This window comes from Serratia sp. FGI94, assembly GCF_000330865.1.
GTDB lineage: Bacteria > Pseudomonadota > Gammaproteobacteria > Enterobacterales > Enterobacteriaceae > Serratia_B > Serratia_B rubidaea.
In genome coordinates this window covers 4,592,491-4,614,403 of the sequence record NC_020064.1, presented here as the reverse complement: position 1 = coordinate 4,614,403, position 21,913 = coordinate 4,592,491, and the positions used below count along the sequence as shown (strand labels likewise).

19 protein-coding genes are annotated in these 21,913 nt (G+C 57.5%); 13 read left to right on the top strand and 6 right to left on the bottom strand.

Going from position 1 to position 21,913, the window contains the following annotated elements:
• Positions 1-211 precede the first annotated feature (211 nt).
• On the top strand, positions 212-1,411 hold the full coding sequence (locus D781_RS21110) for an NAD(P)/FAD-dependent oxidoreductase (protein WP_015962253.1): 1,200 nt from the start codon (positions 212-214) through the stop codon (positions 1,409-1,411).
• A gap of 4 nt (positions 1,412-1,415) precedes the next feature.
• Here the strand turns inward: D781_RS21110 and D781_RS21105 are convergent, their stop codons facing one another.
• Positions 1,416-2,345 (bottom strand): LysR family transcriptional regulator, encoded by a 930-nt coding sequence (locus D781_RS21105; RefSeq protein WP_015962252.1) that lies wholly within the window; start codon positions 2,343-2,345, stop codon positions 1,416-1,418.
• 139 nt (positions 2,346-2,484) lie between these two features.
• On the opposite strand from D781_RS21105, the gene D781_RS21100 reads away from it, so the two are divergent.
• From D781_RS21100 to fetB, 3 genes are all read left to right on the top strand, one after another.
• Positions 2,485-2,889, top strand: a complete 405-nt coding sequence (locus tag D781_RS21100) for a RidA family protein (RefSeq protein WP_015962251.1) — start codon at positions 2,485-2,487, stop codon at positions 2,887-2,889.
• A gap of 159 nt (positions 2,890-3,048) precedes the next feature.
• The gene (gene fetA / locus D781_RS21095) at positions 3,049-3,720 is read left to right on the top strand and encodes an iron ABC transporter ATP-binding protein FetA (RefSeq protein WP_015962250.1); all 672 of its coding nucleotides are present in this window, start codon (positions 3,049-3,051) and stop codon (positions 3,718-3,720) included.
• Complete coding sequence (gene fetB, locus D781_RS21090) at positions 3,707-4,480, top strand: iron export ABC transporter permease subunit FetB (RefSeq protein WP_015962249.1); 774 nt, start codon at positions 3,707-3,709, stop codon at positions 4,478-4,480. The genes fetA and fetB overlap by 14 nt, the downstream gene beginning before the upstream one ends.
• 41 nt (positions 4,481-4,521) lie before the next feature.
• Here the strand turns inward: fetB and D781_RS21085 are convergent, their stop codons facing one another.
• Together D781_RS21085 and D781_RS21080 are read right to left on the bottom strand one after the other, a co-directional pair.
• A complete protein-coding gene (locus D781_RS21085) occupies positions 4,522-5,361 on the bottom strand; it encodes a TIM barrel protein (protein WP_015962248.1) in 840 nt (279 codons plus the stop codon).
• A gap of 25 nt (positions 5,362-5,386) precedes the next feature.
• Positions 5,387-6,829 (bottom strand): sugar porter family MFS transporter, encoded by a 1,443-nt coding sequence (locus D781_RS21080; RefSeq protein WP_015962247.1) that lies wholly within the window; start codon positions 6,827-6,829, stop codon positions 5,387-5,389.
• A gap of 529 nt (positions 6,830-7,358) precedes the next feature.
• Here D781_RS21080 and D781_RS21075 point away from each other — a divergent pair.
• Both D781_RS21075 and iolB read left to right on the top strand, forming a co-directional pair.
• Complete coding sequence (locus tag D781_RS21075; protein ID WP_015962246.1) at positions 7,359-8,864, top strand: CoA-acylating methylmalonate-semialdehyde dehydrogenase; 1,506 nt, start codon at positions 7,359-7,361, stop codon at positions 8,862-8,864.
• A gap of 106 nt (positions 8,865-8,970) precedes the next feature.
• Positions 8,971-9,789: a 5-deoxy-glucuronate isomerase gene (iolB, locus tag D781_RS21070; protein WP_015962245.1), complete on the top strand. Its 819-nt coding sequence runs from the start codon at positions 8,971-8,973 to the stop codon at positions 9,787-9,789.
• 59 nt (positions 9,790-9,848) lie between these two features.
• On the opposite strand, the gene D781_RS21065 is transcribed toward iolB, so the two are convergent.
• The gene (locus tag D781_RS21065) at positions 9,849-10,685 is read right to left on the bottom strand and encodes a MurR/RpiR family transcriptional regulator (RefSeq protein WP_015962244.1); all 837 of its coding nucleotides are present in this window, start codon (positions 10,683-10,685) and stop codon (positions 9,849-9,851) included.
• Positions 10,686-10,884: 199 nt separating this feature from the next.
• Positions 10,885-12,825, bottom strand: coding sequence for a 5-dehydro-2-deoxygluconokinase (gene iolC / locus D781_RS21060; protein ID WP_015962243.1), 1,941 nt, complete (start codon positions 12,823-12,825; stop codon positions 10,885-10,887).
• A gap of 560 nt (positions 12,826-13,385) precedes the next feature.
• Between iolC and iolD the strand changes: the two genes are divergently transcribed.
• The 4 genes from iolD to iolE all read left to right on the top strand — a co-directional run bounded on the left by iolD (position 13,386) and on the right by iolE (position 18,388).
• Positions 13,386-15,320 (top strand): 3D-(3,5/4)-trihydroxycyclohexane-1,2-dione acylhydrolase (decyclizing), encoded by a 1,935-nt coding sequence (gene iolD, locus D781_RS21055; protein ID WP_015962242.1) that lies wholly within the window; start codon positions 13,386-13,388, stop codon positions 15,318-15,320.
• Positions 15,321-15,364: 44 nt separating this feature from the next.
• On the top strand, positions 15,365-16,378 hold the full coding sequence (locus tag D781_RS21050; protein WP_015962241.1) for a Gfo/Idh/MocA family oxidoreductase: 1,014 nt from the start codon (positions 15,365-15,367) through the stop codon (positions 16,376-16,378).
• Between the two features lie 126 nt (positions 16,379-16,504).
• Positions 16,505-17,389 (top strand): sugar phosphate isomerase/epimerase, encoded by an 885-nt coding sequence (locus tag D781_RS21045; protein ID WP_015962240.1) that lies wholly within the window; start codon positions 16,505-16,507, stop codon positions 17,387-17,389.
• Positions 17,390-17,491: 102 nt separating this feature from the next.
• Positions 17,492-18,388 (top strand): myo-inosose-2 dehydratase, encoded by an 897-nt coding sequence (gene iolE / locus D781_RS21040; RefSeq protein ID WP_015962239.1) that lies wholly within the window; start codon positions 17,492-17,494, stop codon positions 18,386-18,388.
• Between the two features lie 59 nt (positions 18,389-18,447).
• Here iolE and D781_RS21035 read toward each other — a convergent pair whose 3' ends face one another.
• Positions 18,448-18,945 carry a GNAT family N-acetyltransferase gene (locus tag D781_RS21035; RefSeq protein WP_015962238.1) on the bottom strand — a complete coding sequence of 166 codons (498 nt, stop codon included), beginning with the start codon at positions 18,943-18,945 and terminating at the stop codon, positions 18,448-18,450.
• 384 nt (positions 18,946-19,329) lie between these two features.
• Between D781_RS21035 and D781_RS21030 the strand changes: the two genes are divergently transcribed.
• The 3 genes from D781_RS21030 to gntK all read left to right on the top strand — a co-directional run bounded on the left by D781_RS21030 (position 19,330) and on the right by gntK (position 21,912).
• A complete protein-coding gene (locus D781_RS21030; RefSeq protein ID WP_015962237.1) occupies positions 19,330-20,025 on the top strand; it encodes a pirin family protein in 696 nt (231 codons plus the stop codon).
• A 129-nt stretch (positions 20,026-20,154) separates the two neighbouring features.
• Entirely contained in the window at positions 20,155-21,150 is a 996-nt protein-coding gene (gene gntR, locus D781_RS21025; protein WP_015962236.1) for a gluconate operon transcriptional repressor GntR, read from the top strand.
• 231 nt (positions 21,151-21,381) lie between these two features.
• Positions 21,382-21,912 (top strand): gluconokinase, encoded by a 531-nt coding sequence (gene gntK, locus D781_RS21020; RefSeq protein WP_015962235.1) that lies wholly within the window; start codon positions 21,382-21,384, stop codon positions 21,910-21,912.
• Position 21,913: the final 1 nt, after the last annotated feature.

Sequence of the window (21,913 nt, the reverse complement as noted above, 5' to 3'; positions counted from 1 at the left end):
TTCATTGCGCCCAAACTGGCACTATTTACCAGCAAATCAAATAAATATCATGATGTTACACGGATTTACCGATTATAACATTTTCTTACCGCGGCGCTGGCGCAGGCCGTAATTTATACATAATTACGATGAATTTAGCGGTGAGCGGCAGCGAAATAGCGTAAAATGGCACGCTTTTGTCGTGATTGTGGTTTAACTCAGAGAGGCTCAGGTGGAACAGTTTGATGTGGTGGTCATCGGCGCAGGCGCGGCGGGAATGTTTTGTGCGGCGCAGGCAGGGCAACTGGGTTGCCGGGTGCTGCTGCTCGACAACGGCAAAAAGCCGGGGCGTAAAATTCTGATGTCGGGCGGCGGGCGCTGTAATTTCACCAACATGTACGCCGAACCGGCGGCTTACCTGTCCAATAACCCCCATTTTTGCAAATCCGCGCTGGCGCGTTACACCCAGTGGGATTTTATCGACCTGATTAACCGCTACGGCGTGGCTTACCATGAGAAAACGCTGGGCCAGCTGTTTTGCGACGACTCGGCGCAGCAGGTGGTCGATCTGCTGGTAAAGGAGTGCGAGCTGGGCCAGGTCACGCTGCGCCTGCGCAGTGAGGTGCTGCAGGTGGAAAAGTGCGACGAAGGCTTTGAGCTGATGCTGAATGGAGAGAAAGTGAGCGCCCGCTCACTTGTGGTGGCCAGCGGCGGACTTTCCATGCCGGGGCTGGGCGCTTCACCCTTCGGTTATAAGCTGGCGGAACAGTTTGGTCTTAACGTGCTGCCCACCCGCGCCGGACTGGTGCCCTTTACCTTACATAAGCCGCTGCTGGAGCAATCGCAGACGCTGTCCGGCGTCTCGGTGCCGGCCAGCATAACGGCGGCGGACGGCACGCTGTTCCGCGAAGCCATACTGTTTACCCACCGCGGCCTGTCCGGCCCGGCGGTGCTGCAGATTTCCAGCTACTGGCAACCCGGCGAGTATGTAAGTATTAACTTACTTCCCGATCTCGATCTGGCGGGCTTCCTGGACCAGCAGCGTCAGGCTCACCCTAATCAGAGCCTGAAAAATACGCTGGCGCTGCAGCTGCCGAAACGGCTGGTTGAGTTCTTGCAAAGCCTGGGGCAACTGCCGGAAGCGACCCTGAAGCAGCTGACCCCCGCCCAGCAGAGCGCGCTGGTGGACAGCCTGCAGCAATGGCGGGTACAGCCCAACGGTACGGAAGGCTACCGCACGGCGGAAGTGACGCTGGGCGGTGTGGATACCCGCGAGCTGTCGTCCAAGACCATGGAGGCGCGCAAGGTACCGGGCCTGTACTTTATCGGCGAAGTGGTGGACGTGACCGGGTGGCTGGGCGGTTACAACTTTCAGTGGGCATGGAGCTCCGCCTGGGCCTGCGCACAGGCGCTGGCCACAACGTCCCGTTAGCGGATTATGACGGGAGATGGCGCCGGGCCGGCGGCGCCTGTTGCGCCATCAGCGCCACTACCCAATCAATAAATACGCGCAGCTTGGCGCTGACGTGCCGGTTGGGACGAAAGGCGATATAGAGCGGCATGGGTTCAAAACGCCAGTCGCTGAACAGCGGCGTCAGCTCGCCGCGCGCCAGGGCGGGAGCGGCCATATAATCGGGCAGCCACAGAATGCCCAACCCCGCCAGACCGGCGGCCAGATAGGCGTTGCCGTCGTCAACGGCGAGGATATAGCGCCCGTGGACCTCCAGCCGTTCATCGTCGCGGCGCATAGCGTAGGGCAGCGCTTTACCGCTGCGCGCCCAGAGAAAGCCGACGATGCGGTGATGGCTCTCTTCCAGTTCGCGCGGATGGACGGGTACGCCGGCCTGCGCCAGATAGGACGGTGCGGCATAGGCGCCCAGCTGTAAATCCGCCACGTGGCGCGCCACCAGGGACTGGTCGCTGATTTCCCCGCCGCGCACCACGCAGTCCACCTGCTCGCCAATTAAATCTACGATGCGATCGCTGACGCCCATATCAATCTGAATATCCGGGTATTGTGCGTGAAAGGTGGGGAGCGCCGGCACTAAAATCATCCGTGCCAACGGGCTGGGCACGTCGATCCGCAACCGGCCGCGTGGCGCAGCGGCGGCGCCGGACAGGCTGGTTTCCGCATCGTCCAAATCGGCCAGCAAACGCACGACACGCTCGTAGTAGGCGGCGCCGTCGGCGGTAAGGTGAACCCGGCGGGTGGTGCGGTTGAGTAATTTAACGCGCAGCCGTGCTTCCAGCTGTTGCACCAGCTGGGTCACCGTTGTTCTGCTGATCTGCAGGTTTTCCGCGGCCTTGGTAAAGCTGCCGCTGTCCACCACGCGGACAAAGGCCTGCATTGCATCGAATCGATCCATATAGCCTGGAGCCTCCGCGATTGTTTGTGTTTTACAAACAGTGATGGTGCTTTTTGCCAGTTTATTCGCCAGGCGGCGGACTTTAAAGTCTTTGTTCACCGAACTTTATGGGTGAATCAACCCGCACAGGAGATCGATCATGGCGAAGCGAGATGTGGTATTCCCCGCAGGGCGTCAGGCGCTGTATGAACGTAACCGTTATTCCCCGGCGATTCGCGCCAATGGCCTGCTGTTTGTGTCAGGCCAGGTCGGCAGCCGTGAGGACGGCTCACCGGAGCCGGATTTGACGGCGCAGGTGCGCCGTGCCTTCGACAACCTGAATGCGGTGTTGCAGGCTGCCGGATGCACCTTTGATGACGTTATCGACGTCACCGTCTTTATGGTGGATCCGCAATCCATCTTCCACACCGTCTGGGAGGTGGTGCCGGAGTATTGGGGTAGCGCGCCGCACCCGACGCTAACCGCCGTCGGGGTGACCTGGCTCTATGGTTTTCAGTTTGAAATCAAGGTGATTGCCAAGCTGCCGTCGGAGGCGGAAAGCTGACAACGCCAGCGTATTATGCCGCCTGCGCCGGCACAGACACCGGCTGGCGCAGGCGCGCGTTTGGCGCAAACTCTCGTATTGTTTGCTAATAGCAATTTGCCTGGCGGATTTCCGGCACCCTATACTGACCATTCATCGTACGTAATGAATGGAGTCATAATGAAGGAAGGTAATAACATACTGATATTGGATGATATCCATTATCAAATAGATGACTCGGTAATTCTGGATTCGGTCTCTTTGACGCTAAAATCCGGTGAGTTCAAACTCATCACCGGCCCCTCCGGCTGTGGCAAAAGTACGCTGCTGAAAATTGTTTCCTCACTGATTAGCCCAACCCGCGGCGCTATTATTTTTGACGGCAAGAATATTAACGAGCTGTCGCCTGAGCACTATCGTCAGCAGGTTTCCTACTGTTTCCAGACGCCGGCGCTGTTTGGCAGCTCGGTATTTGACAACCTGGCGTTGCCTTACCAGATTCGCCACGTCAAACCGGATGAGGAAAAAATGAAGCGGGATCTGCAGCGCTTTATGCTGCCGGAGAGCCTGCTGCAAAAAAGCATTAACGAACTGTCCGGCGGGGAAAAACAGCGGGTTTCGCTGATCCGCAACCTGCAGTTTGTGCCTCAGGTCCTGTTGCTGGATGAGGTCACCAGCGCGCTGGATGAAGAGAATAAGCATAACGTTAATGAAATTATCCGCCAGCTGGTTGCACAGCAGAATATGGCCGTGCTGTGGGTGACGCACGACCGGGATGAAATTGCGCATGCCGACGATATTATCGAGCTGCAGGCGCATCAGGCACGGGAGACAGCCAATGAACCAGCATAACATCACCAATGAATCACTGGGGCTGTCGATGATTCTGGTGCTGGTGGCGATTTTAATCAGCCATAAAGAAAAGCTGGCGCTGGAAAAAGACATTATCTGGAGCATCTGCCGGGCGGTGGTGCAGCTGATTATTGTCGGCTATGTGCTGAAGTATATTTTTGCCTTGAATAACGAGGCGCTGACGGTGTTGATGGTGCTGTTTATCTGCTTCAATGCGGCCTACAACGCCAAAAAGCGCAGCAAATATATTGAGCATGCTTTTGTAACGTCGTTTATCGCCATTACCACCGGCGCGGCGCTGACGCTGATTGTGTTGGTGCTGACCGGCTCGATTGAATTTACGCCGATGCAGGTGATCCCGATTTCCGGCATGATCGCCGGCAACGCTATGGTGGCGGTCGGGCTGTGTTACAACAACCTGGGGCAGCGTTTCAAAAGCGAACAGCAGAAGATCCAGGAGATGCTCAGCCTGGGCGCTTCACCGAAGTTTGCGTCCGCCGCGCTGATTCGCGACAGCATTCGCGCTTCGCTGATCCCAACGATTGATTCGGCCAAAACGGTGGGGCTGGTCAGCCTGCCGGGCATGATGTCCGGTTTGATCTTTGCCGGCATCGATCCGGTGAAGGCGATCAAATACCAGATAATGGTGACGTTTATGCTGCTGTCTACCGCCAGCCTGTCGACCATCATCGCCTGTTATCTGGCGTACCGTAAGTTTTATAACCAGCGTCATCAGCTGGTGGTGACCACGCTGAAGTAAAAAAGAATACGGCCTCTCAAAAGAGGCCGTTATTTTATCGGCTACGGCGTCTGCAGCAGCGCGATACTTTGGTGAATCTCCCGTTCAATATCCGCTTCCGTCCAGCTGTTCAGCTGTGAAGAGAAAGGCTCGAAGGCGTAAATGCCCCGGTAGCCCAGGCGTTCCAGATTCTGCACCTGCTTTTTACTCTCCAGACGATCCCGTTCGCTCAGCATAATGCGTTCCTCATCGCCCAGCGCCTCCTTGGCGCGCGGATCTTCGACGCCGGAGAGGTGCACCAGACCGATCCGATCGATCTGGATCTGCGCATCAAATTCCTGCTGAGCAGGCTCGCTCAGGTAATGGTGGAAGGTATCTAGCACGATCTGATAGGGAGCGCCGGCATCGCGGATAATGGCCTGGCTCAGCAGCGATGAGCGCAGAGAGCTGATGCCGAAGCCGAGCGGCTCTACATAGCCTTCAACGCCGTAATGCCGGAACAGCGGTGCCAGCAGCCGCAGCGCGGCCAGCGTGTCCTGCTGCTTTTGCTCATCGCTGCGGCGATCGTCCCTGCTGCAGTGCGGGCACAGCACCAGCGCCCTGCTGTGAATGGCCTGCGCCTGCGCCAGCAGCGCGTGCGCATTGCCGAGTAGCGTCTCTTCATCGTCCGGCAGGTTGAACATGCCGAGCGCATTGATGGTGATGATTTCAATGCCGTACTTTGCTGCCAGCGCGTTGAGCTGCTCATTGCTCAAGTCGTCGGTTACTTTGCCGCTGGGCATATCGTTGCGCAGCTCAACCTTGCTAAGGCCGCATTTTTTTACCAGTTGGAAAAAACGTTCCAGATCGAGGTTCGGGGCTATCTTTCGATTGATACAGAAACGATCCAGCGCAATGGCCATGGTGTCTGACTCCCACAAATAAAGGTTAGGGTTTTTCATTGGGTAACGATAAGGATTTGGCCGTAGCGACAGGCTGACGGTAGCGTTTGGCCATCACCACCTGTTCCATTTTTTCCAGCGATACGCCTTTGGTCTCCGGCACGAAGCGGCAGATAAACCAGTAGCTGAACACGCAGCAGGCGGCGAACACCCACATCGGGAAGGCGCCGTGGAAGGTGGAGAACAGGTAAGGGTTGTCATTGATCATCGGGAAGGTTTGCGAGACGGCGAAGTTGGCGACCCACATACAGCCGACGGCGATGCTCATACCTTCCGAACGCATCCGGTTGGGGAAGATTTCGGAGATCAGCACCCAGCAGCCGACGCCCCAGGAGAGCGCGTAAAACAGCATAAAGAACAGCATGCCGAACAGGGCGAAGTAGCCGGTGGTTTCGCTATAGAGCGCGTAGGAGGTGATCAACAGGCCGATAATGGCGCCGAGAGTGCCGAAGCGCATCAGCGGCAGGCGGCCGATGCGGTCCATCAGCATGGCCCCGATCACCGAGCCGACCAGCTGCAGCACGCCGATCCAGATGGTCTGGAACAGGGCTTCCTGTGCGTTGCTGGTGACGGTTTTCAGCACCACGGGGGCGTAGTACATCATCACGTTGACGCCGGTGACCTGCTGCAGCATGGCGATCATGCAGCCGACGAACAGAATGAAACGCACGCGCCTGTCGTGGAAATTGAGCTTTTGCTTGGCCTGTTGCAGGTCTTCCTGCAGGGACGCTTTAATTTCTTTCAGGACGTTGCGCGCGTGGGCCTCGTTGGAGACGCGGGTCAGCATCGCCAGCGCCTTGTCCTCCTGGCCCACCATCACGTTCCAACGCGGTGATTCAGGGATAATAAACACCAGAATGCAAAACAGAATGCAGGGCACCACTTCCGAGCCGATCATCCAACGCCAGCCCATCTCGGTCAGCCAGGCTTCCGAGGCGTAGCTGGCGATTTTAAAGTTGACGTAAAAGATCAGGATCTGGCCGAACACGATGGCGAACTGCTGCATGCTCAGCGCGCGGCCGCGCATGTCCTTGGGAGACACCTCCGACATATACATCGGGGATACGGTGGCGGCGATGCCTACCGCCAGTCCGCCGATCATGCGGTAGATGACGAACCAGGTGAAGGAGGTCGCCAGCGCGGCGCCCACGGCGGAAATGGTGAACAGCAGCGCCGCCAGTACCAGCGCTTTTTTGCGTCCGTAGCGGCCGGCCAGCGGCCCGGCGCCGAATGCGCCCAGCACGCAGCCGAGCACCACGTTGGACACCGCCCAGCCGGTTTCCGCCGGGGTGAGGTGGAAATAGGCTTTCAATGCTTCGATGGCGCCGGAGATTACGGCGGTATCGTAGCCGAACAAAATACCGCCGAGCGCCGCGATGCCGCATATCCGCAGTACGTACCCTGTATTATGTTTTCGCTGATGTGACATATGTTGCTCCGATTTTTATCCATGTTTCCGTCCGCAATGCGCGTCGTCAGGGGAAGGCGGGCGGAAGGTGTGAACCGTGCCTGTCATCAAGGCGTGTTTATTCGGGTAATTCAGCGATTGAGAAGAACATTTATTTCATAGTTACGGAATAATGAAATATTGATTTTTAGACGCAGTTCAAAAAAATCACTGGAAAAGAAAAGTGCCATACCCGTTTCTTGCGAGCTGCGAAGCAAGAAAACCAGCCGCGCCGGCAGGCGTTAGCGGGTGATGTTAAGGGTTTTTACGCCATTTGACGGGAAGGGACGTTTTCCTGTTTGTTGGACATGGCGATGTAACGTTACCTTAAAAATTGCGATCGGCTACGCCAAAAATAAAATTTCCAAAACGTTTTATTTGAAACTTTTTTTTCAATGGAATAAGGTTTACTTCATTCGGCCAGGGTTCAGCCTGCCTGCAGGTGCCGTAAGGCATCGCGCTATCTGAGGGTTCTTCTGGTCATCGCGGCATGTTGAAAAGAGGGTGGAACATGAAAATCGTGGGTAACTTTATTGATGGGCAGGTGTGTCCGAGCAGCAGCAACCAAAGCGTGGACGTGCATAACCCGGCAACCGGGCAGGTTGAGCGTCAGGTGACGCAAAGCACCGCCGCCGAGGTCAAACAGGCGATTGATGTCGCGCACCGGGCGTTCGCCGGCTGGTCGCAAACCACCCCGCTGCGCCGCGCACGCATCATGTTTAACTTCAAGGCGCTGTTGGAGCAGCACCGGGAAGAGCTGGCGCAGCTGATCGTCAGCGAGCACGGCAAGGTGTATTCGGACGCGCTGGGCGAGCTGACGCGCGGTATGGAAGTGGTGGAGTTCGCCTGCGGCATTCCTCACCTGATGAAAGGGGAGTATTCCGCCGACGTCGGCACCGGCGTCGACAGCTTTTCCCTGATGCAGCCGCTGGGCGTGGTGGCCGGCATCACGCCGTTCAACTTCCCGGCGATGGTGCCGATGTGGATGTTCCCGATTGCGCTGGCCTGCGGTAACACCTTCGTGCTGAAGCCGCCGGCGCTGGCGCCGTCGGCGTCGGTGCGCATGGCGGAGCTGCTGAAAGAGGCCGGCCTGCCGGACGGCGTTTTCAACGTGGTGCACTGCGCGAATGAAAATGCCGCGCAGCTGTGCACCGACCCGCTGATCCAGGCGGTCAGCTTTGTCGGCTCCTCCACCGTCGCCGAGCATATCTACACCACCGCCAGCGCCCACGGCAAACGGGTGCAGGCCTTCGGCGCCGCGAAGAATCAGGCGATTATCATGCCGGACGCCGATCTGGACGCCACGGTGAACGCCCTGATGGGCGGCGCATTCGGCTCCGCCGGCGAGCGTTGCATGGCGCTGCCGATTGCGGTGGTGGTGGGCGACGATACTGCCGATACGCTGATCGCCAAGTTGAAACCGCTGATTGCTCAGTTGCGCGTCGGGCCTGGCCTGCAGCAGGGCGGCGAAGAGAATGAAATGGGGCCGCTGGTTTCTTCGGCGCACCAGCAGAAAGTCCTGGGCTATATTGATGTGGGCGTCGAAGAAGGCGCGATGCTGGTGGCGGACGGTCGCAACTACAGCGTGCCGGGGCATCCGGACGGTTATTACGTCGGGGGCACGCTGTTTGATCACGTGACGCCGCAGATGCGTATTTACCGTGAAGAGATCTTCGGGCCGGTGCTGGGCATTGTGCGCGTCGCCAGCTATCAGGAAGCGATTGACACGGTGAACGGCCATGAGTTCGGCAACGGCAGCGCCATCTTTACCAGCAATGGCCACTATGCACGCCAGTTCGTGCATGAGGTGCAGGCCGGTATGGTTGGGGTCAACGTGCCGGTACCGGTGCCGATGGCGTTCCACAGCTTTGGCGGCTGGAAGCGTTCGGTATTCGGCGCGCTCAACGTACACGGCGCCGACGGGGTGCGTTTCTATACGCGTATGAAGACGGCAACGGCGCGCTGGCCTTCCGGCCAGCAGACGGTATCCGAATACAGCATGCCGACATTAGGTTGATCAACCATGCGCGGGGGTGGCCGGAACAGGTAAGGCCGCCCCGTTGCGATAACAACGGCCATACGCACCACTGGTGGGTATGGCTTGACGACAACGGGAGGAGTTCATGTCTTCATTGCTTGCGAAATGCCAGCAACCCGATAGCCAGGGGCGTATTCAGCATGTTACGCCGGAAAACGCCGACTGGCGTTTTGTCGGTTTTGACGTTTATCGCCTTGAAGCGGGGAAAACGCTGACGCTGAGCAGCGACGATAAAGAGCTGTGCCTGGTATTGGTGGCCGGCATTGCCTCCGTCGCGACGCAGCATGCCGAATATCCCCATATCGGCAAACGTATGAGCCCGTTTGAACGGACGCCGCCCTATGCGGTTTATGTGCCGCATCATGACCAGGTTATCGTGCGTGCCGAAAGCGATCTGGAGCTGGCGGTATGCAGTGCGCCGGGAAGTGGTCACCTGCCTTCGCGGCTGATTACGCCGGCAGACGTTGGCGTTGAGCGCCGTGGCAAGGGCCGCAACCAGCGCTTGGTGCACAATATTTTGCCGGATGATAAGCCGGCGGACAGCCTGTTGGTGGTGGAGGTTTACACCGACGAGGGGAATACCAGCTCCTACCCCAGCCATAAGCACGATCGGGAAGACTCTGCGGATGAAACCTATCTGGAAGAGACCTACTACCACCGTATTCAGCCGGAGCAGGGGTTCTGCATGCAGCGCGTGTACACGGATGACCGCTCGTTGGATGAGTGTATGCCGGTGTACAACCGCGACGTGGTCAAGGTGCCGCGCGGCTATCATCCGGTCGCCACCCTGGCCGGCTACGATAACTACTATCTTAACGTGATGGCCGGGCCGACGCGCCTGTGGAAGTTTACCTGGGAAAAAGATCACGCCTGGATTAACGGGGATGATTACCCGCAGAAATAGCAGCGTCGCCACGGAGTGACGACGGCGAAGGAGGGCGAACCAGGTGTTCGCCCTTTATGCTATGCGTCTTTAGCGTTATTCAGCGCCAGTGAAACGGCCAGCGTCTGCGCCAGGCACATGGAAGCCACCTGCGAACGGAACCCGTCCACCTGCGCTTCCCTGACCACGAAACACACGTCGCTAAAGGCCGCCAACGGGCTTACCTGGCTGTCGGTAATGGCGATTTGCTGCGCGCCCTGTTTGGCGCCCAGTTCCACCAGTTCCAACGCTTCTCTGGCATAAGGCGAATAGCTAATGGCGATCACCACGTCTTTTGGCTTCACCATGCCCAACTGTTCGGTAAACATACCGCCCAGGCCGTCAATCAGGAAAGCGCGACGCTCCAGATGGCGCAGGGCGTAGGTCAGGTAGGAGGCGACGCTGAACGAACGACGCAGGCCAATCACGTAGATATTCTCTGCGTTCTTCAGCAGTTCTACCGCTTTCTCCAGCTGTGCGGCGTCGATCTGCGCCGGCAGTTGCTGCAGCGCCTGTGCATTCACCATGGTGAAGACATTGAGAATTTCGGCCGGGTTCTCCGGTGCGGCGTTGTCATCCGTCGAAGTCTGACGGAACAGCCGGGCGCGCTCGGTATAGTTAACCGTCTCTTCCATCAGGTGTTGACGAAAGACCTGTTTCATCTCATTGAAGCCGCTGAAGCCGAAGGCGTTGGCAAAGCGGATCAGGGTTGATGGCGGTACGCTGGCCTGTGCGGCGATGGAGGCCACGGTGTCGAACGCAATGCTGTTGCTGTTATCCAGAATATAACGCGCGACCTGCTTCAGACGTTTGCTGAGCGTTTCATAACGGTGGCGGATTTCGTCTTGTAATAGCGAAAGTTGAGTTGGGTTATTCATCCATTCGGCTCACAGTATTGGCTAAAGCGCTAAAAGGCCTGCGCCTGGAGTATTTATTCGTCATTCTAACAGACGGAGCGGAAGTTTCATTTCATCAAAAAGCGATTTATTTCAACGCAGGCTGCGTTAGTTCACAGAAAATGGGCAAAAAAGCCCCCTAAAGTCGTAAACATGCTTTAAGGGGCGGGAGGATATTGTTTTAAGGACGATGGGTTACGCCATCATGTTGCGGACGATATAACCGCCAGAAACCGATGAGCGTAAGATATTTCTGTTTAACTTGAGAAATTAAAGAAGAATCATCTAGCTCACCCCGCAGCCAGAGCCGCGACGGCTGGCCGAAAATGGTACGGCCTACCGCAAATCCTTTCACCCAACGTTCGTCGGCGGCGGCGGCAAACCCGGCCTTCAGCGCGTCTTCCGGCGCATCCAGACCCAGAATGACCACGCCACGGCAGTCGGGATCGGCGGTATCGATCAGTTCGCCGACCTGGCGCCAGCTCGCTGCGCTCAGCGGCGGCAGTTTCCACCAGTCGGGTTTTATCCCTAACTGATAGAAATGCGACATAATTTCCAGATAATAACTTTCCTCTTTATCGCTGCTGTCCTCGGGTAAAATCACTTCCAGCAGCAGCTCATGGCCGGTTTTACAGCATCCCTGATAAACGTCGTTAATCAGCGCATCCTGCTCATTGCGCAGTTCGACGGCGTCGTGAGGATGATAAAACACCAGGCATTTCACCACGTGCTCCAGCGGCCAGTCGACCAGCTGAGAGCCGATGTTGCCATGCTCCAGGCGTAGCGGCCGCGAGCTGGGCAGCTCGATCGGGCGGCCGATCCACCACCCCTGGCCGGTGATTTCATTCAGCGCCACCTGACCATATGTGGTGTCGGCCAGAATACCGCTGTTGCCCTGCAGGCCGGCCTCGTCCGCCGCCTCTTTGGCGGCGGTCAGCAGCAGGGACTTCAGCTGTGGAATGCGCGCTTCATCCACGCCGGCTTCGCGCGCCATATCCGCCAGCTGTTTGCGGTGGTCAAAGGCGAAGACGCACAGCTCCGGCCACTGCTGCTTGCGCGTGGTGACGCGGTGCAGGTGGTTCAGGCGCGCATCGCGATCGGGGCGCGGCACCTGTTGTTCACGCGCCAGGTAATCGTCCAGTTCGCGCCTGGTCGGCATCGCCGGGGCGCAGCCGTGGCGTGAGACCACCAGCGCGCCGCAGGCGTTGGCGTAGCGACATGCCTGATCCCAGCCCTCGTCATTCAGATAGCCGCGTAGCAGGCCGGACATAAAGGCATCGCCGGCGCCGAGCACGTTAAGCACTTCAACCCGCACGCCACTGTGCAGTTTCACCGCCTGCCAGTCGCCCGGAATGGCCCCTTCAAAGACTGAACACCCTTGTGCGCCGCGTTTGCATACCAGCGTCGCCTGGCTGACTTTGCGCACGTTGGCCAGCGCGGTCAGCGTATCGGTGCTGCCGCCGGCAATATGAAACTCTTCTTCCGTGCCGACGATCAGGTCAAAGTGGTGCAACACTTCCTGCAGCTCGCGGGTGACCGTGTCGGATGCGACAAAGCGCGTTTCACCGTCGCCCAGCGACGTCAGCCCCCACAGTACCGGGCGGTAGTCAATATCCAGCGCTTTGCGCAGCCCGTGGCGCTGCGCATATTCCAGCGCCTGCAGCACGGCGGCGCGCGTATTGGGGTGGGACAGGTGGGTGCCGGTGATTGCCAGCGCGCGCGACGAGGCAATATAGGATTCATCAATGTCTTCAGGCGTTAACGCCATATCGGCGCAGTTATCGCGGTAGAAAATCAGCGGAAAGGTTTCCTGATCCTTAATGCCGAGGATCACCAGCCCGGTCAGCCGCTGCTTGTCGGTGATCAGACAGCGGGTGTCCGCCCCTACGCGCTGTAGCTCTTCGCGTAGAAAACGTCCCATATGTTCATCGCCGACGCGGGCCAGCATGCCGGACTTCAGCCCCTGAATCGCCGTGCCGTAGGCAACGTTGCCGGAAGACCCGCCGAGGTATTTGGCGAACGTGCTGGCATCTTCCAGACGCGCGCCGATTTGCTGCGCGTAAAAATCGACGGCGATGCGGCCGAGACAGATGACATCAAGCGGTTTTTGTTGTGAAACCATAGCCCTTTCCTTCTGTATTAAGCAAAAGCCGACTGCGACCCGATAAGCGGAGGTTAGCAGGAATCATTGCGTCGAGTATGGGGAATAAAAATTCCAATTTCAATATTAAATGAAATTTACCAGCCGTGAAGGGCATGCAGTGACGGTGGGACATGCCTACGATGCCGTCCGGCGCCGGTACTGCGGGCTTATGCGCAGATTTGTTTCGTATTGACGCCCGTCTTTTATCGCCGCGCGCGGCGTCTGGCGCCGGCGCTGATAACCCGCCTTCAGGCGTTGACGCCGTGGGGAAAGCGCGCGTTGCACCGGCTTTGAAATTAGGGTTTTCATTAGAATGCGATCTTTATCGCAAAATGAAATGTTTTTTCTGATGCGTGATTTTATGAAAAATATATTTGTTTATAATCGCTGCATGTTTCAGGTTGCCGAAGGTTTGAGCAATCTGTCCGCACCCGGTCCAAGATATCAGCGAATTCAGGGCAGGAAAACCGTTCCGTAATCTCAGCGGTGATGCCGGCGAGAGGTAAACCGGGCATCAGGCCATCATTAGGGGGAAGAGAATGAGTAAGATCAGATTGACCATGGCGCAGGCGCTCGTCAAGTTCCTCGACAACCAGTATTTGCTGGCGGATGGCGTCGAAATCAAATTCGTGAAGGGCATCTTTGCGATTTTCGGCCATGGCAATGTGCTGGGCCTCGGGCAGGCGCTGGAGCAGGATCGCGGTCAGTTAACCGTGCTGCAGGGACGCAATGAGCAGGGGATGGCCCACGCGGCGACCGGCTTTGCCAAGCAGAAGCTGCGCCAGCAGATTTACGCCTGCACCTCTTCCGTCGGCCCCGGGGCGGCCAATATGGTCACCGCCGCTGCCACGGCGACCGCCAACCGTATCCCTCTGCTGCTGCTGCCCGGCGACGTCTTTGCCTCGCGCCAGCCGGACCCGGTGCTGCAGCAGATCGAGCAGTCCTACGATCTGAGCATCAGCACCAATGACGCGTTTCGCGCGGTCAGCAAGTACTGGGATCGCATCACGCGTCCGGAGCAGCTGATGAGCGCCTGCATCAACGCCATGCGCGTGTTGACCGATCCGGCGGAAACCGGCGCGGTGACGCTGTGCCTGCCGCAGGATGTGCAGGGCGAAGCCTACGACTACCCGGAATACTTCTTCCAGAAGCGTCTGCATCGGCTGGAGCGCCGGCCGGCGACGGCCGGTGCGCTCGGCGATGCGCTGGCGCTGCTGGCCGGCAAGAAAAAGCCGCTGTTGGTATGCGGCGGCGGGGTGAAGTATTCCCAGGCGGGCAAGGCGCTGCAGCAGTTCGCCGAGCGCTTCCGCATTCCCTTCGCAGAAACCCAGGCCGGCAAAGGGGCGGTGGTTTCCGACCACCCTTATAACGTCGGCGGCATCGGCGAGACCGGCTGCCTGGCCGCCAATACGCTGGCGAAGCAGGCCGATCTGGTGATTGGCGTCGGTACCCGTTATACGGATTTCACCACCTCTTCCAAATGGCTGTTCCAGAATCCGGACGTCGATTTCCTGAATATTAACGTCAGCGCGTTTGATGCCGGCAAGCTGGACGGCGTGCAGCTGCTGGCCGATGCGCGTGAGGCACTGCAGGCATTGGACGAGCTGGCGACGCAGCAGGATTACCGCGCCGATTGGGGCGATGCCGTTGAGCAGGCGCAGGCGGCGCAGCAGCAGGAAACCGAACGGGTTTATGCCGTCGCCTACACCGGCGCCGAGTTCGTGCCGGAAATTGACGACCACCTCGATCGTGAACGGGTGTTTGCCGAATTTATTGCCCAGACGGGCTCCTCGCTGACTCAAAGCCGCGTGCTGGGGGTGCTGAATCAGCAGCTGCCGCAGGACAGCGTGATCGTGGCGGCGGCCGGCAGCCTGCCGGGGGACCTGCAGCGGGTATGGCGCAACCGCGGTGAACACGGCTACCACGTGGAGTACGGCTACTCCTGTATGGGGTATGAAGTGAACGCCGCGCTGGGCGTCAAACTGGCCGAGCCGCAGCGGGAGGTGTACGTCATGGTGGGGGACGGGGCATTTATGATGCTGCACTCCGAGCTGGTCACCTCCATTCAGGAAGGCTGCAAAATCAACGTGGTGCTGTTCGACAACATGACCAATGGCTGCATCAACAATCTGCAGATGGAACACGGCATGGACAGCTATACCACCGAGTTCCGCTTCCGCCAGGACGGGGAGCTTAACGGCGGGCTGGTGCCGGTGAATTTCGCCATGCTGGCGGCGGCTTACGGCTGCAAAACCTACAGCATCACCACCGAGCAGCAGCTGATTGAAGCGCTGGCCGATGCGCGCCAGCAGACGGTTTCTACGCTGTTGGACATCAAGGTGCTGCCAAAAACCATGGTGCACAAATATCTCAGCTGGTGGCGCGTGGGCGGAGCCCAGGTGGCGGACAGCGACAAGATCGTTGCGGTTGCCCGGCAGCTGCAGGAAAACATCGACAAGGCCCGTGATTACTGATGATTACGGCTTGTATCCAGTTCTAAATCCAGAGGATAGCGAAAATGACATTAAACATTGGGGTTATCGGTGCCGGTGCGATTGGTCGCGATCATATTCGTCGCTGCAGCCAGGTGTTGCAGGGGGCCCGCGTGGTCGCCGTCAACGATATCAACCGCGACAACGCGACGGGCGTGGTGGAGCAGCTGCGTCTGGATGCGCGCGTCTATGATGACGGCCACGCGCTGATTAATGCTTCAGACGTGCAGGCGGTGCTGGTGACCTCCTGGGGGCCTAGCCACGAGGAATTTGTGCTGGCTGCGGTTGCCGCCGGCAAGCCGGTATTTTGTGAAAAGCCGCTGGCGGTGACCGCGCAGGGCTGTAAAAACATCGTCGAGGCGGAAGCGAAGCACGGGAAACGGCTGGTGCAGGTCGGCTTTATGCGCCCGTACGATCGGGGCTATCGCGCGCTGAAACAGGTGCTGACCAGCGGGCAGATCGGCGAGCCGCTGATGCTGCACTGTGCGCACCGTAACCCGAGGGTGGGTGAGGCCTACACCACGGATATGGCGATTACCGACACCCTGATCCACGAGATCGACGTGCTGCGCTGGCTACTGGATGACGACTACGTGTCGGTGCAGGTGGTGTTCCCACGTAAGAGCAGCAAGGCGCTTGCCCACCTGCGCGACCCGCAGATTGTGCTGTTTGAAACGGCGAAGGGTACGCGTATCGACGTGGAGATCTTCGTGAACTGTCAGTACGGCTACGACATTCAGTGCGAGGTCGTCGGGGAGACGGGGATCGCCAAGCTGCCGGAACCTTCATCCGTACAGATGCGCAGCAATGCCAGGCTGTCCAATGAGATCCTGACGGATTGGAAAGAACGTTTTATTGATGCCTATGACGTTGAGCTGCAGGGCTTTATCAATGACGTGCTGGCCGGGCAGCTGCAAGGGCCGTCGGCCTGGGACGGTTATGCCGCTGCGGTAACGGCCGATGCCTGCGTCGCCGCGCAGCTCAGCGGCGAGGTGGTACCGGTTTCTCTGCCGCCGCGTCCTTCTTTCTACGGCAAATAATCGCCTGATTCACTTTTCATATATCCGGAGCCGCCAGGGGCACGCGGTGAACAAGGATGTTGAACATGTCGGCGAGGATGCCGGAGGCTGGCGGCCCGGGTATATCTGCTTTACGGGGGAATAACGATGAAGATCGCGTTTGATGTGGATGTCATTAAAGATTTAGGCGTCACCCAGATGGTGCAGCAGGTTGCCGACTGGGGATATAAATATATCGAACAGTCGCCCCATCCGCAGATCAACCCATTCTATAAACATCCGAAGGCCAGCCGTGAAATCATGGCGGAGTACAAAAATGCGCTGAAGGCCACTGGGGTGGAGATATCCTCATTCATCGTGGTTTATCGCTGGTCCGGTCCGGGTGAAGATCGCCGTCAGGCGGCGGTGAAAAATTGGCGCCGGATGATTGAGATTGCGGTGGAGATGGGCGTGCAGGTGATTAACACCGAGCTGGCGGGTGACCCTAATGAGCCGGAGATCTGCGAAGAGCTGTGGTACAAATCCATGGAAGAGCTGCTGCCCATTATTGAGCGCGAAGGCATCCGCATGGAAATTCAGTCCCACCCGTGGGATTTCTGCGAGCTGAATAATGAAACCGTCGATATGGTGAAGTCGCTGCGCAGCGACCACGTGAAGTATTTATACAGCGTGCCGCACTCGTTCTATTACGACAAAGGCAAGGGCGACGTGGCGAACATGCTGCAATATGCCGGGGATGACCTTTCCCACGTGTTGATCGCCGATACCATGAACCATACCCGCCACTGCCGCTATATCGTCAACCCGCCCGGCGTTGACGCCGCGGTGCATCAGCATGTCGGCATCGGCGAAGGCGAAATCGATTTTGACGCGCTGTTCCAGACCCTGCGCGATATGGAGTTCGCCAACCGCAACTTTAAGGTGGGTGGCGAATCGATTATTTGCACCTCCCTGTTTGGTTACCCGGAAAAGATGAAAACCCAGGCGGTTGAAACCCGGGAACGCATCGAAAGAGAACTGTTAGCTAAATAACGCTGCCGGCGACGTCCTTGATGGCCTGTCGTGCTGCTGCACGGGTTGCGTGATGCAGGGCGGGAGCAGGGTAAAGCGCCGATTTAATGACTGAGGCCCAAAATGAATAAAGACTATGTGAAGCTGGCGATCGCCCCGATTGGCTGGACCAATGACGATATGCCGGATCTCGGTAAAGAGAACACCTTCCAGCAGTGCGTCAGCGAAATGGCGCTGGCAGGATTTAGCGGTAGCGAAGTCGGCAGCAAATATCCGCGCGATCCGCAGGTTTTAAAACCGATGCTGGATATTCGCGGCATTCAGATTTGCAACGCCTGGTTCAGCACCTTTTTTGCCGATGGGCAGAAAGAGAAGACTATCGATGAGTTCGTTAACCATATGAACTTTTTGCATGATATGGGCGCCAGAGTGATTGGCTGCTCCGAGCAGAGCAAAAGCATTCAGGGCACCGACAAGGCGATATTGGAAGAGAAACCCTGCTTTACCGATGAAGAGTGGCAGCGCGTTGCCGACGGGTATAACGAACTGGCGAAAATCGCCGCCGGTAAAGGTATGCAGGTCTGCCTCCACCACCATATGGGAACGGGGATTCAGACCGCGGAGGAGGTCGACCGCTATATGAGCATGGTGAACGACGATGTGTATCTGCTGTTTGATACCGGCCATGCCTATTATTCCGAAGGCAGCCAACAGGCGATGCTGGCTATTTTGGAGAAATATCTGCCGCGCATTAATCATGTTCATCTGAAAGACGTGCGCGACGAGGTGGTTGCCGAGGTGCGGGCTAATCGCCTGAGCTTCCTGGACGGGGTGAAAAAGGGCACCTTCACCGTACCGGGAGACGGCGTGATTGATTTCCGTCCGGTCTTTAAACTGTTGGACGACTACGGTTATCGGGGATGGATGGTGGTGGAGGCCGAGCAGGATCCGGCCATCGCCAACCCGTTTGAATATGCGGTTAAAGCGCGTCGCTATATCAAAGAGACTGCCGGCATTTAGCGGCTCTGGCGCTTCCCGTGAACGGCTGCGGGAAGCGTGTCCGCTTGGCATCGTGCTGCTCAGACGCCGTGGCAGCGCGCCATATGATAGGCATCAACCAGTTTGCCATCGCGCATGGCGAAATACCGGCTGGTGCCTTCTATCTCAAAACCAAATTTCTTATACAGCGCAATGGCGCCCTGATTGTCGGTGAATACCGTCAATTCAATTCGCTGGATCGCCGCCCAGTTATCGCAGAGCTCAATCATCGCGCGCATGAGCGCGCCGCCGACTCCTTTGCCCTGCTGCGCGGGATCGACGCCGATGCCAAAGGTGGCGACGTGACGCCGGCGTAGCGACTGATTCAGCTGGATAACGATCTGGCCAACGACCTGCTCGTCGATGCAGGCGACCAGGTTGTGTAACCCAGGTTTGGCGTCGGTCAGCCGTTGCTGCCAGTGTGCGAGTGAGGGCAGCGGAAGCTGTAGCGTATCGCGATAGACGTTGGGATGGGTATACAGTTGTTGCAGCGCCTGTGCATCGGTGGTTTCAACATGGCGGACGATGATTTCTCCCATTCCCTTATCCCTATGATTATCAGCAATATTTCACTCTAAGTTATCGGGTCTTCGCCTTGAGTCAATAAAATTTTAGCTTGGCTAAAAAAACGCTTTACAGATGCGAATGATAATGATTATTATTGTCATGCGTTCTCGGCAGGCGGTGCAGCTAACCGCTCTGACTTGAAGGCACGACATTGCTCACATTGCTTCCAGTGTTTACTTAGCCAGCTCGGGTGCTGGCTTTTTTTTTGCCTCAATCATCCACCTTTGACGCTCAACAAATCTTCTGCGGCTCCTCTGTTTATTTCATCGAAAATTTTGAACAGAGGGGTGAGTTTTTTACGCTTTCTTATTCTGCTGTCAGGTCTAGACTGTAAAAAACATTGAGGAGAGTTGAACATGATCTATTTACGTAAAGCGAAAGACCGCGGCCACGCTAACCATGGCTGGCTGGACAGCTGGCATACCTTCTCTTTTGCCAATTATTACGATCCGAACTTTATGGGGTTCTCCGCTCTGCGGGTTATCAACGAAGACCGGATCGACGGCGGTCAGGGGTTCGGCACCCATCCGCATAAAGATATGGAAATCCTGACCTACGTGCTGGACGGCACCGTAGAGCATCAGGACAGCATGGGTAATAAAGAGCAGATCCAGGCTGGGGAGTTCCAGATTATGAGCGCCGGTACCGGGGTGCGTCATTCTGAGTACAACGCCAACAGCGACAAGCTGCTGCATCTGTACCAAATCTGGATTATTCCGGATACCAACGGTCTGCCGCCGCGTTATGAGCAGCGCATGTTTGATGCGCCGCAGGGACGTCAGCTGGTGTTGTCGCCGGACGCCCGCGAAGGCTCGCTGAAGGTGTTCCAGGATATGACGCTGTCGCGCTGGGCGCTGAATAAAGACGAACAGGCGGAGTATACGATTGAAGCCGGCCGCCGCGTCTGGGTACAGGTGGTGCGCGGTTCCATTACCATTAATGACAACCGGGCTGGCACCAGCGATGCGCTCGCCATCTGGGATGAAACGGCGCTGTCGCTCCATGCCGATGAGGACAGCGAAATTCTGCTGTTTGATTTGCCTCCGGTGTGATCGCTAAACGTTAGCGGGGCTCAATCTGGCGATTGAGCCCTTTTAGCGCCCGTTTGATATCAGCATTATCAGCCCGCCGTTTTTTTTGCTAAAATAACCGCCCATTCACGGTTTGTCAGCTCATTGATAATGAAGAAAAAGCGGCCGGTACTTCAAGATGTTGCAGATCAGGTTGGCGTCACCAAGATGACGGTGAGCCGCTATTTGCGCAATCCTGACCAGGTTTCCGCCGCCCTGCGGCAGAAAATTGCGGTCGCTCTGGATGAGCTGGGCTATATCCCCAACCGCGCACCGGATATCCTTTCCAACGCGACCAGCCGCGCTATCGGCGTACTGCTGCCGTCGCTGACCAACCAGGTATTCGCCGAGGTGCTGCGCGGTATTGAAAGCGTCACCGACGCGCACAATTATCAAACCATGCTGGCGCACTACGGCTATCTGCCGGAACGTGAAGAAGAACGCCTGACCTCGCTGCTCTCTTATAACATTGACGGCCTGATCCTGTCCGAGCGCACCCATACCGCCCGCACCCGCAAAATGATTGAGGTTGCCGGCATTCCGGTGGTGGAGCTGATGGACTGCGTGTCGCCCTGCATTGATATGGCGGTCGGCTTCGATAACCATCAGGCCGCGCGTCAGATGACGCAGCAGATTATTGCCCAGGGCTATCGCCATGTGGTGTATCTGGGGGCGCGCCTCGATGAGCGTACGCTGATAAAACAGCAGGGCTATGAGCAGGCGATGCGTGAAGCCGGGCTGCAGCCGCAGAGCATTATGACCAATCGTGCGTCGTCCTATTCCGGCGGCGGTGAAATGCTGCGCCAGGCGCAGCGTGACTATCCGCAAATCGACAGCGTATTCTGCACCAACGATGATCTGGCGATTGGCGCCGCCTTTGAGTGCCAGCGTCAGGGGTTATCCATTCCACAGGATATGGCGATCGCCGGTTTCCACGGCCACGATATCGGCCAGGTGATGATGCCGAAACTGGCCAGCGTGCTGACGCCGCGTGAGACCATGGGGCAAATCGGCGCGGAGCGGCTGCTGGCGCGCCTGCGGGGCGAAACCGTCAGCCCGGCGATGGTCGACGTCGGTTTTACCATTATCCCCGGCGGCAGTATTTAAACCACGCTGCTTTTCACCCGCTACTCGCTTTCTCCCTTTTTCGCCTTTGTCGGAACGCTGACTATAATTCCTTGCTGGTCGAGATTTGACCGCCGTAATTTGACTTCCTTCACAGTTACGGGATGTCAGTTCGCTGGTTTGTTGCTTAATTCCAGCGCGACAAAGACAATGTTACCGATAACCTGTTACCAGTAACATTTAGCGCCTGGGACTCTTGAGAGCATAAAAATTATGAATAATCCACAACACCACGTTTTCATCCTGATGGGTGTGTCCGGCAGCGGAAAATCTGCCGTCGCCAATGCTGTGGCGCATGAACTCAATGCCGCCATGCTGGATGGTGATTATCTGCATCCCCGCAGCAATATCAATAAAATGGCCGGCGGCCATGCGCTGAACGACGACGACCGGGCGCCTTGGCTGGCGGCGCTGAACGACGCCATTTTTGCCATGCAGCGCACCAATGGCGTGGCGCTGCTGGTGTGCTCCGCGTTGAAAAAACGCTACCGCGACCGCCTGCGTGAAGGTAACAGCAACCTGCACTTTATCTACCTGGAAGGGGAAAAAGAGGTAATTGAAGCGCGTCTGAAACAGCGCAAAGGACATTTCTTCAAGCCGCAGATGCTGGTTTCCCAGTTTGAAGCGCTGGAAGTGCCGCAGGCGGATGAGTCAGATGTGCAGGCGATTGACATCGACCAGCCGTTGGACAACGTGGTTGCCGACGTCGTTTCTCATATTCAATCCGTAACCAACCAGGGGTAAA

Coding starts and splice junctions, on each gene's coding strand:
- D781_RS21035 (WP_015962238.1), bottom strand. CDS start 18,945: ATGGGAGAAATCATCGTCCGCCATGTTGAAACCACCGATGCACAGGCG.
- D781_RS21080 (WP_015962247.1), bottom strand. CDS start 6,829: ATGTCACATCAGCGAAAACATAATACAGGGTACGTACTGCGGATATGC.
- gntR (WP_015962236.1), top strand. CDS start 20,155: ATGAAGAAAAAGCGGCCGGTACTTCAAGATGTTGCAGATCAGGTTGGC.
- fetA (WP_015962250.1), top strand. CDS start 3,049: ATGAAGGAAGGTAATAACATACTGATATTGGATGATATCCATTATCAA.
- D781_RS21105 (WP_015962252.1), bottom strand. CDS start 2,345: ATGGATCGATTCGATGCAATGCAGGCCTTTGTCCGCGTGGTGGACAGC.
- iolC (WP_015962243.1), bottom strand. CDS start 12,825: ATGGTTTCACAACAAAAACCGCTTGATGTCATCTGTCTCGGCCGCATC.
- iolE (WP_015962239.1), top strand. CDS start 17,492: ATGAATAAAGACTATGTGAAGCTGGCGATCGCCCCGATTGGCTGGACC.
- D781_RS21045 (WP_015962240.1), top strand. CDS start 16,505: ATGAAGATCGCGTTTGATGTGGATGTCATTAAAGATTTAGGCGTCACC.
- D781_RS21065 (WP_015962244.1), bottom strand. CDS start 10,685: ATGAATAACCCAACTCAACTTTCGCTATTACAAGACGAAATCCGCCAC.
- D781_RS21085 (WP_015962248.1), bottom strand. CDS start 5,361: ATGGCCATTGCGCTGGATCGTTTCTGTATCAATCGAAAGATAGCCCCG.
- iolD (WP_015962242.1), top strand. CDS start 13,386: ATGAGTAAGATCAGATTGACCATGGCGCAGGCGCTCGTCAAGTTCCTC.
- iolB (WP_015962245.1), top strand. CDS start 8,971: ATGTCTTCATTGCTTGCGAAATGCCAGCAACCCGATAGCCAGGGGCGT.
- D781_RS21075 (WP_015962246.1), top strand. CDS start 7,359: ATGAAAATCGTGGGTAACTTTATTGATGGGCAGGTGTGTCCGAGCAGC.
- gntK (WP_015962235.1), top strand. CDS start 21,382: ATGAATAATCCACAACACCACGTTTTCATCCTGATGGGTGTGTCCGGC.
- D781_RS21100 (WP_015962251.1), top strand. CDS start 2,485: ATGGCGAAGCGAGATGTGGTATTCCCCGCAGGGCGTCAGGCGCTGTAT.
- fetB (WP_015962249.1), top strand. CDS start 3,707: ATGAACCAGCATAACATCACCAATGAATCACTGGGGCTGTCGATGATT.
- D781_RS21050 (WP_015962241.1), top strand. CDS start 15,365: ATGACATTAAACATTGGGGTTATCGGTGCCGGTGCGATTGGTCGCGAT.
- D781_RS21030 (WP_015962237.1), top strand. CDS start 19,330: ATGATCTATTTACGTAAAGCGAAAGACCGCGGCCACGCTAACCATGGC.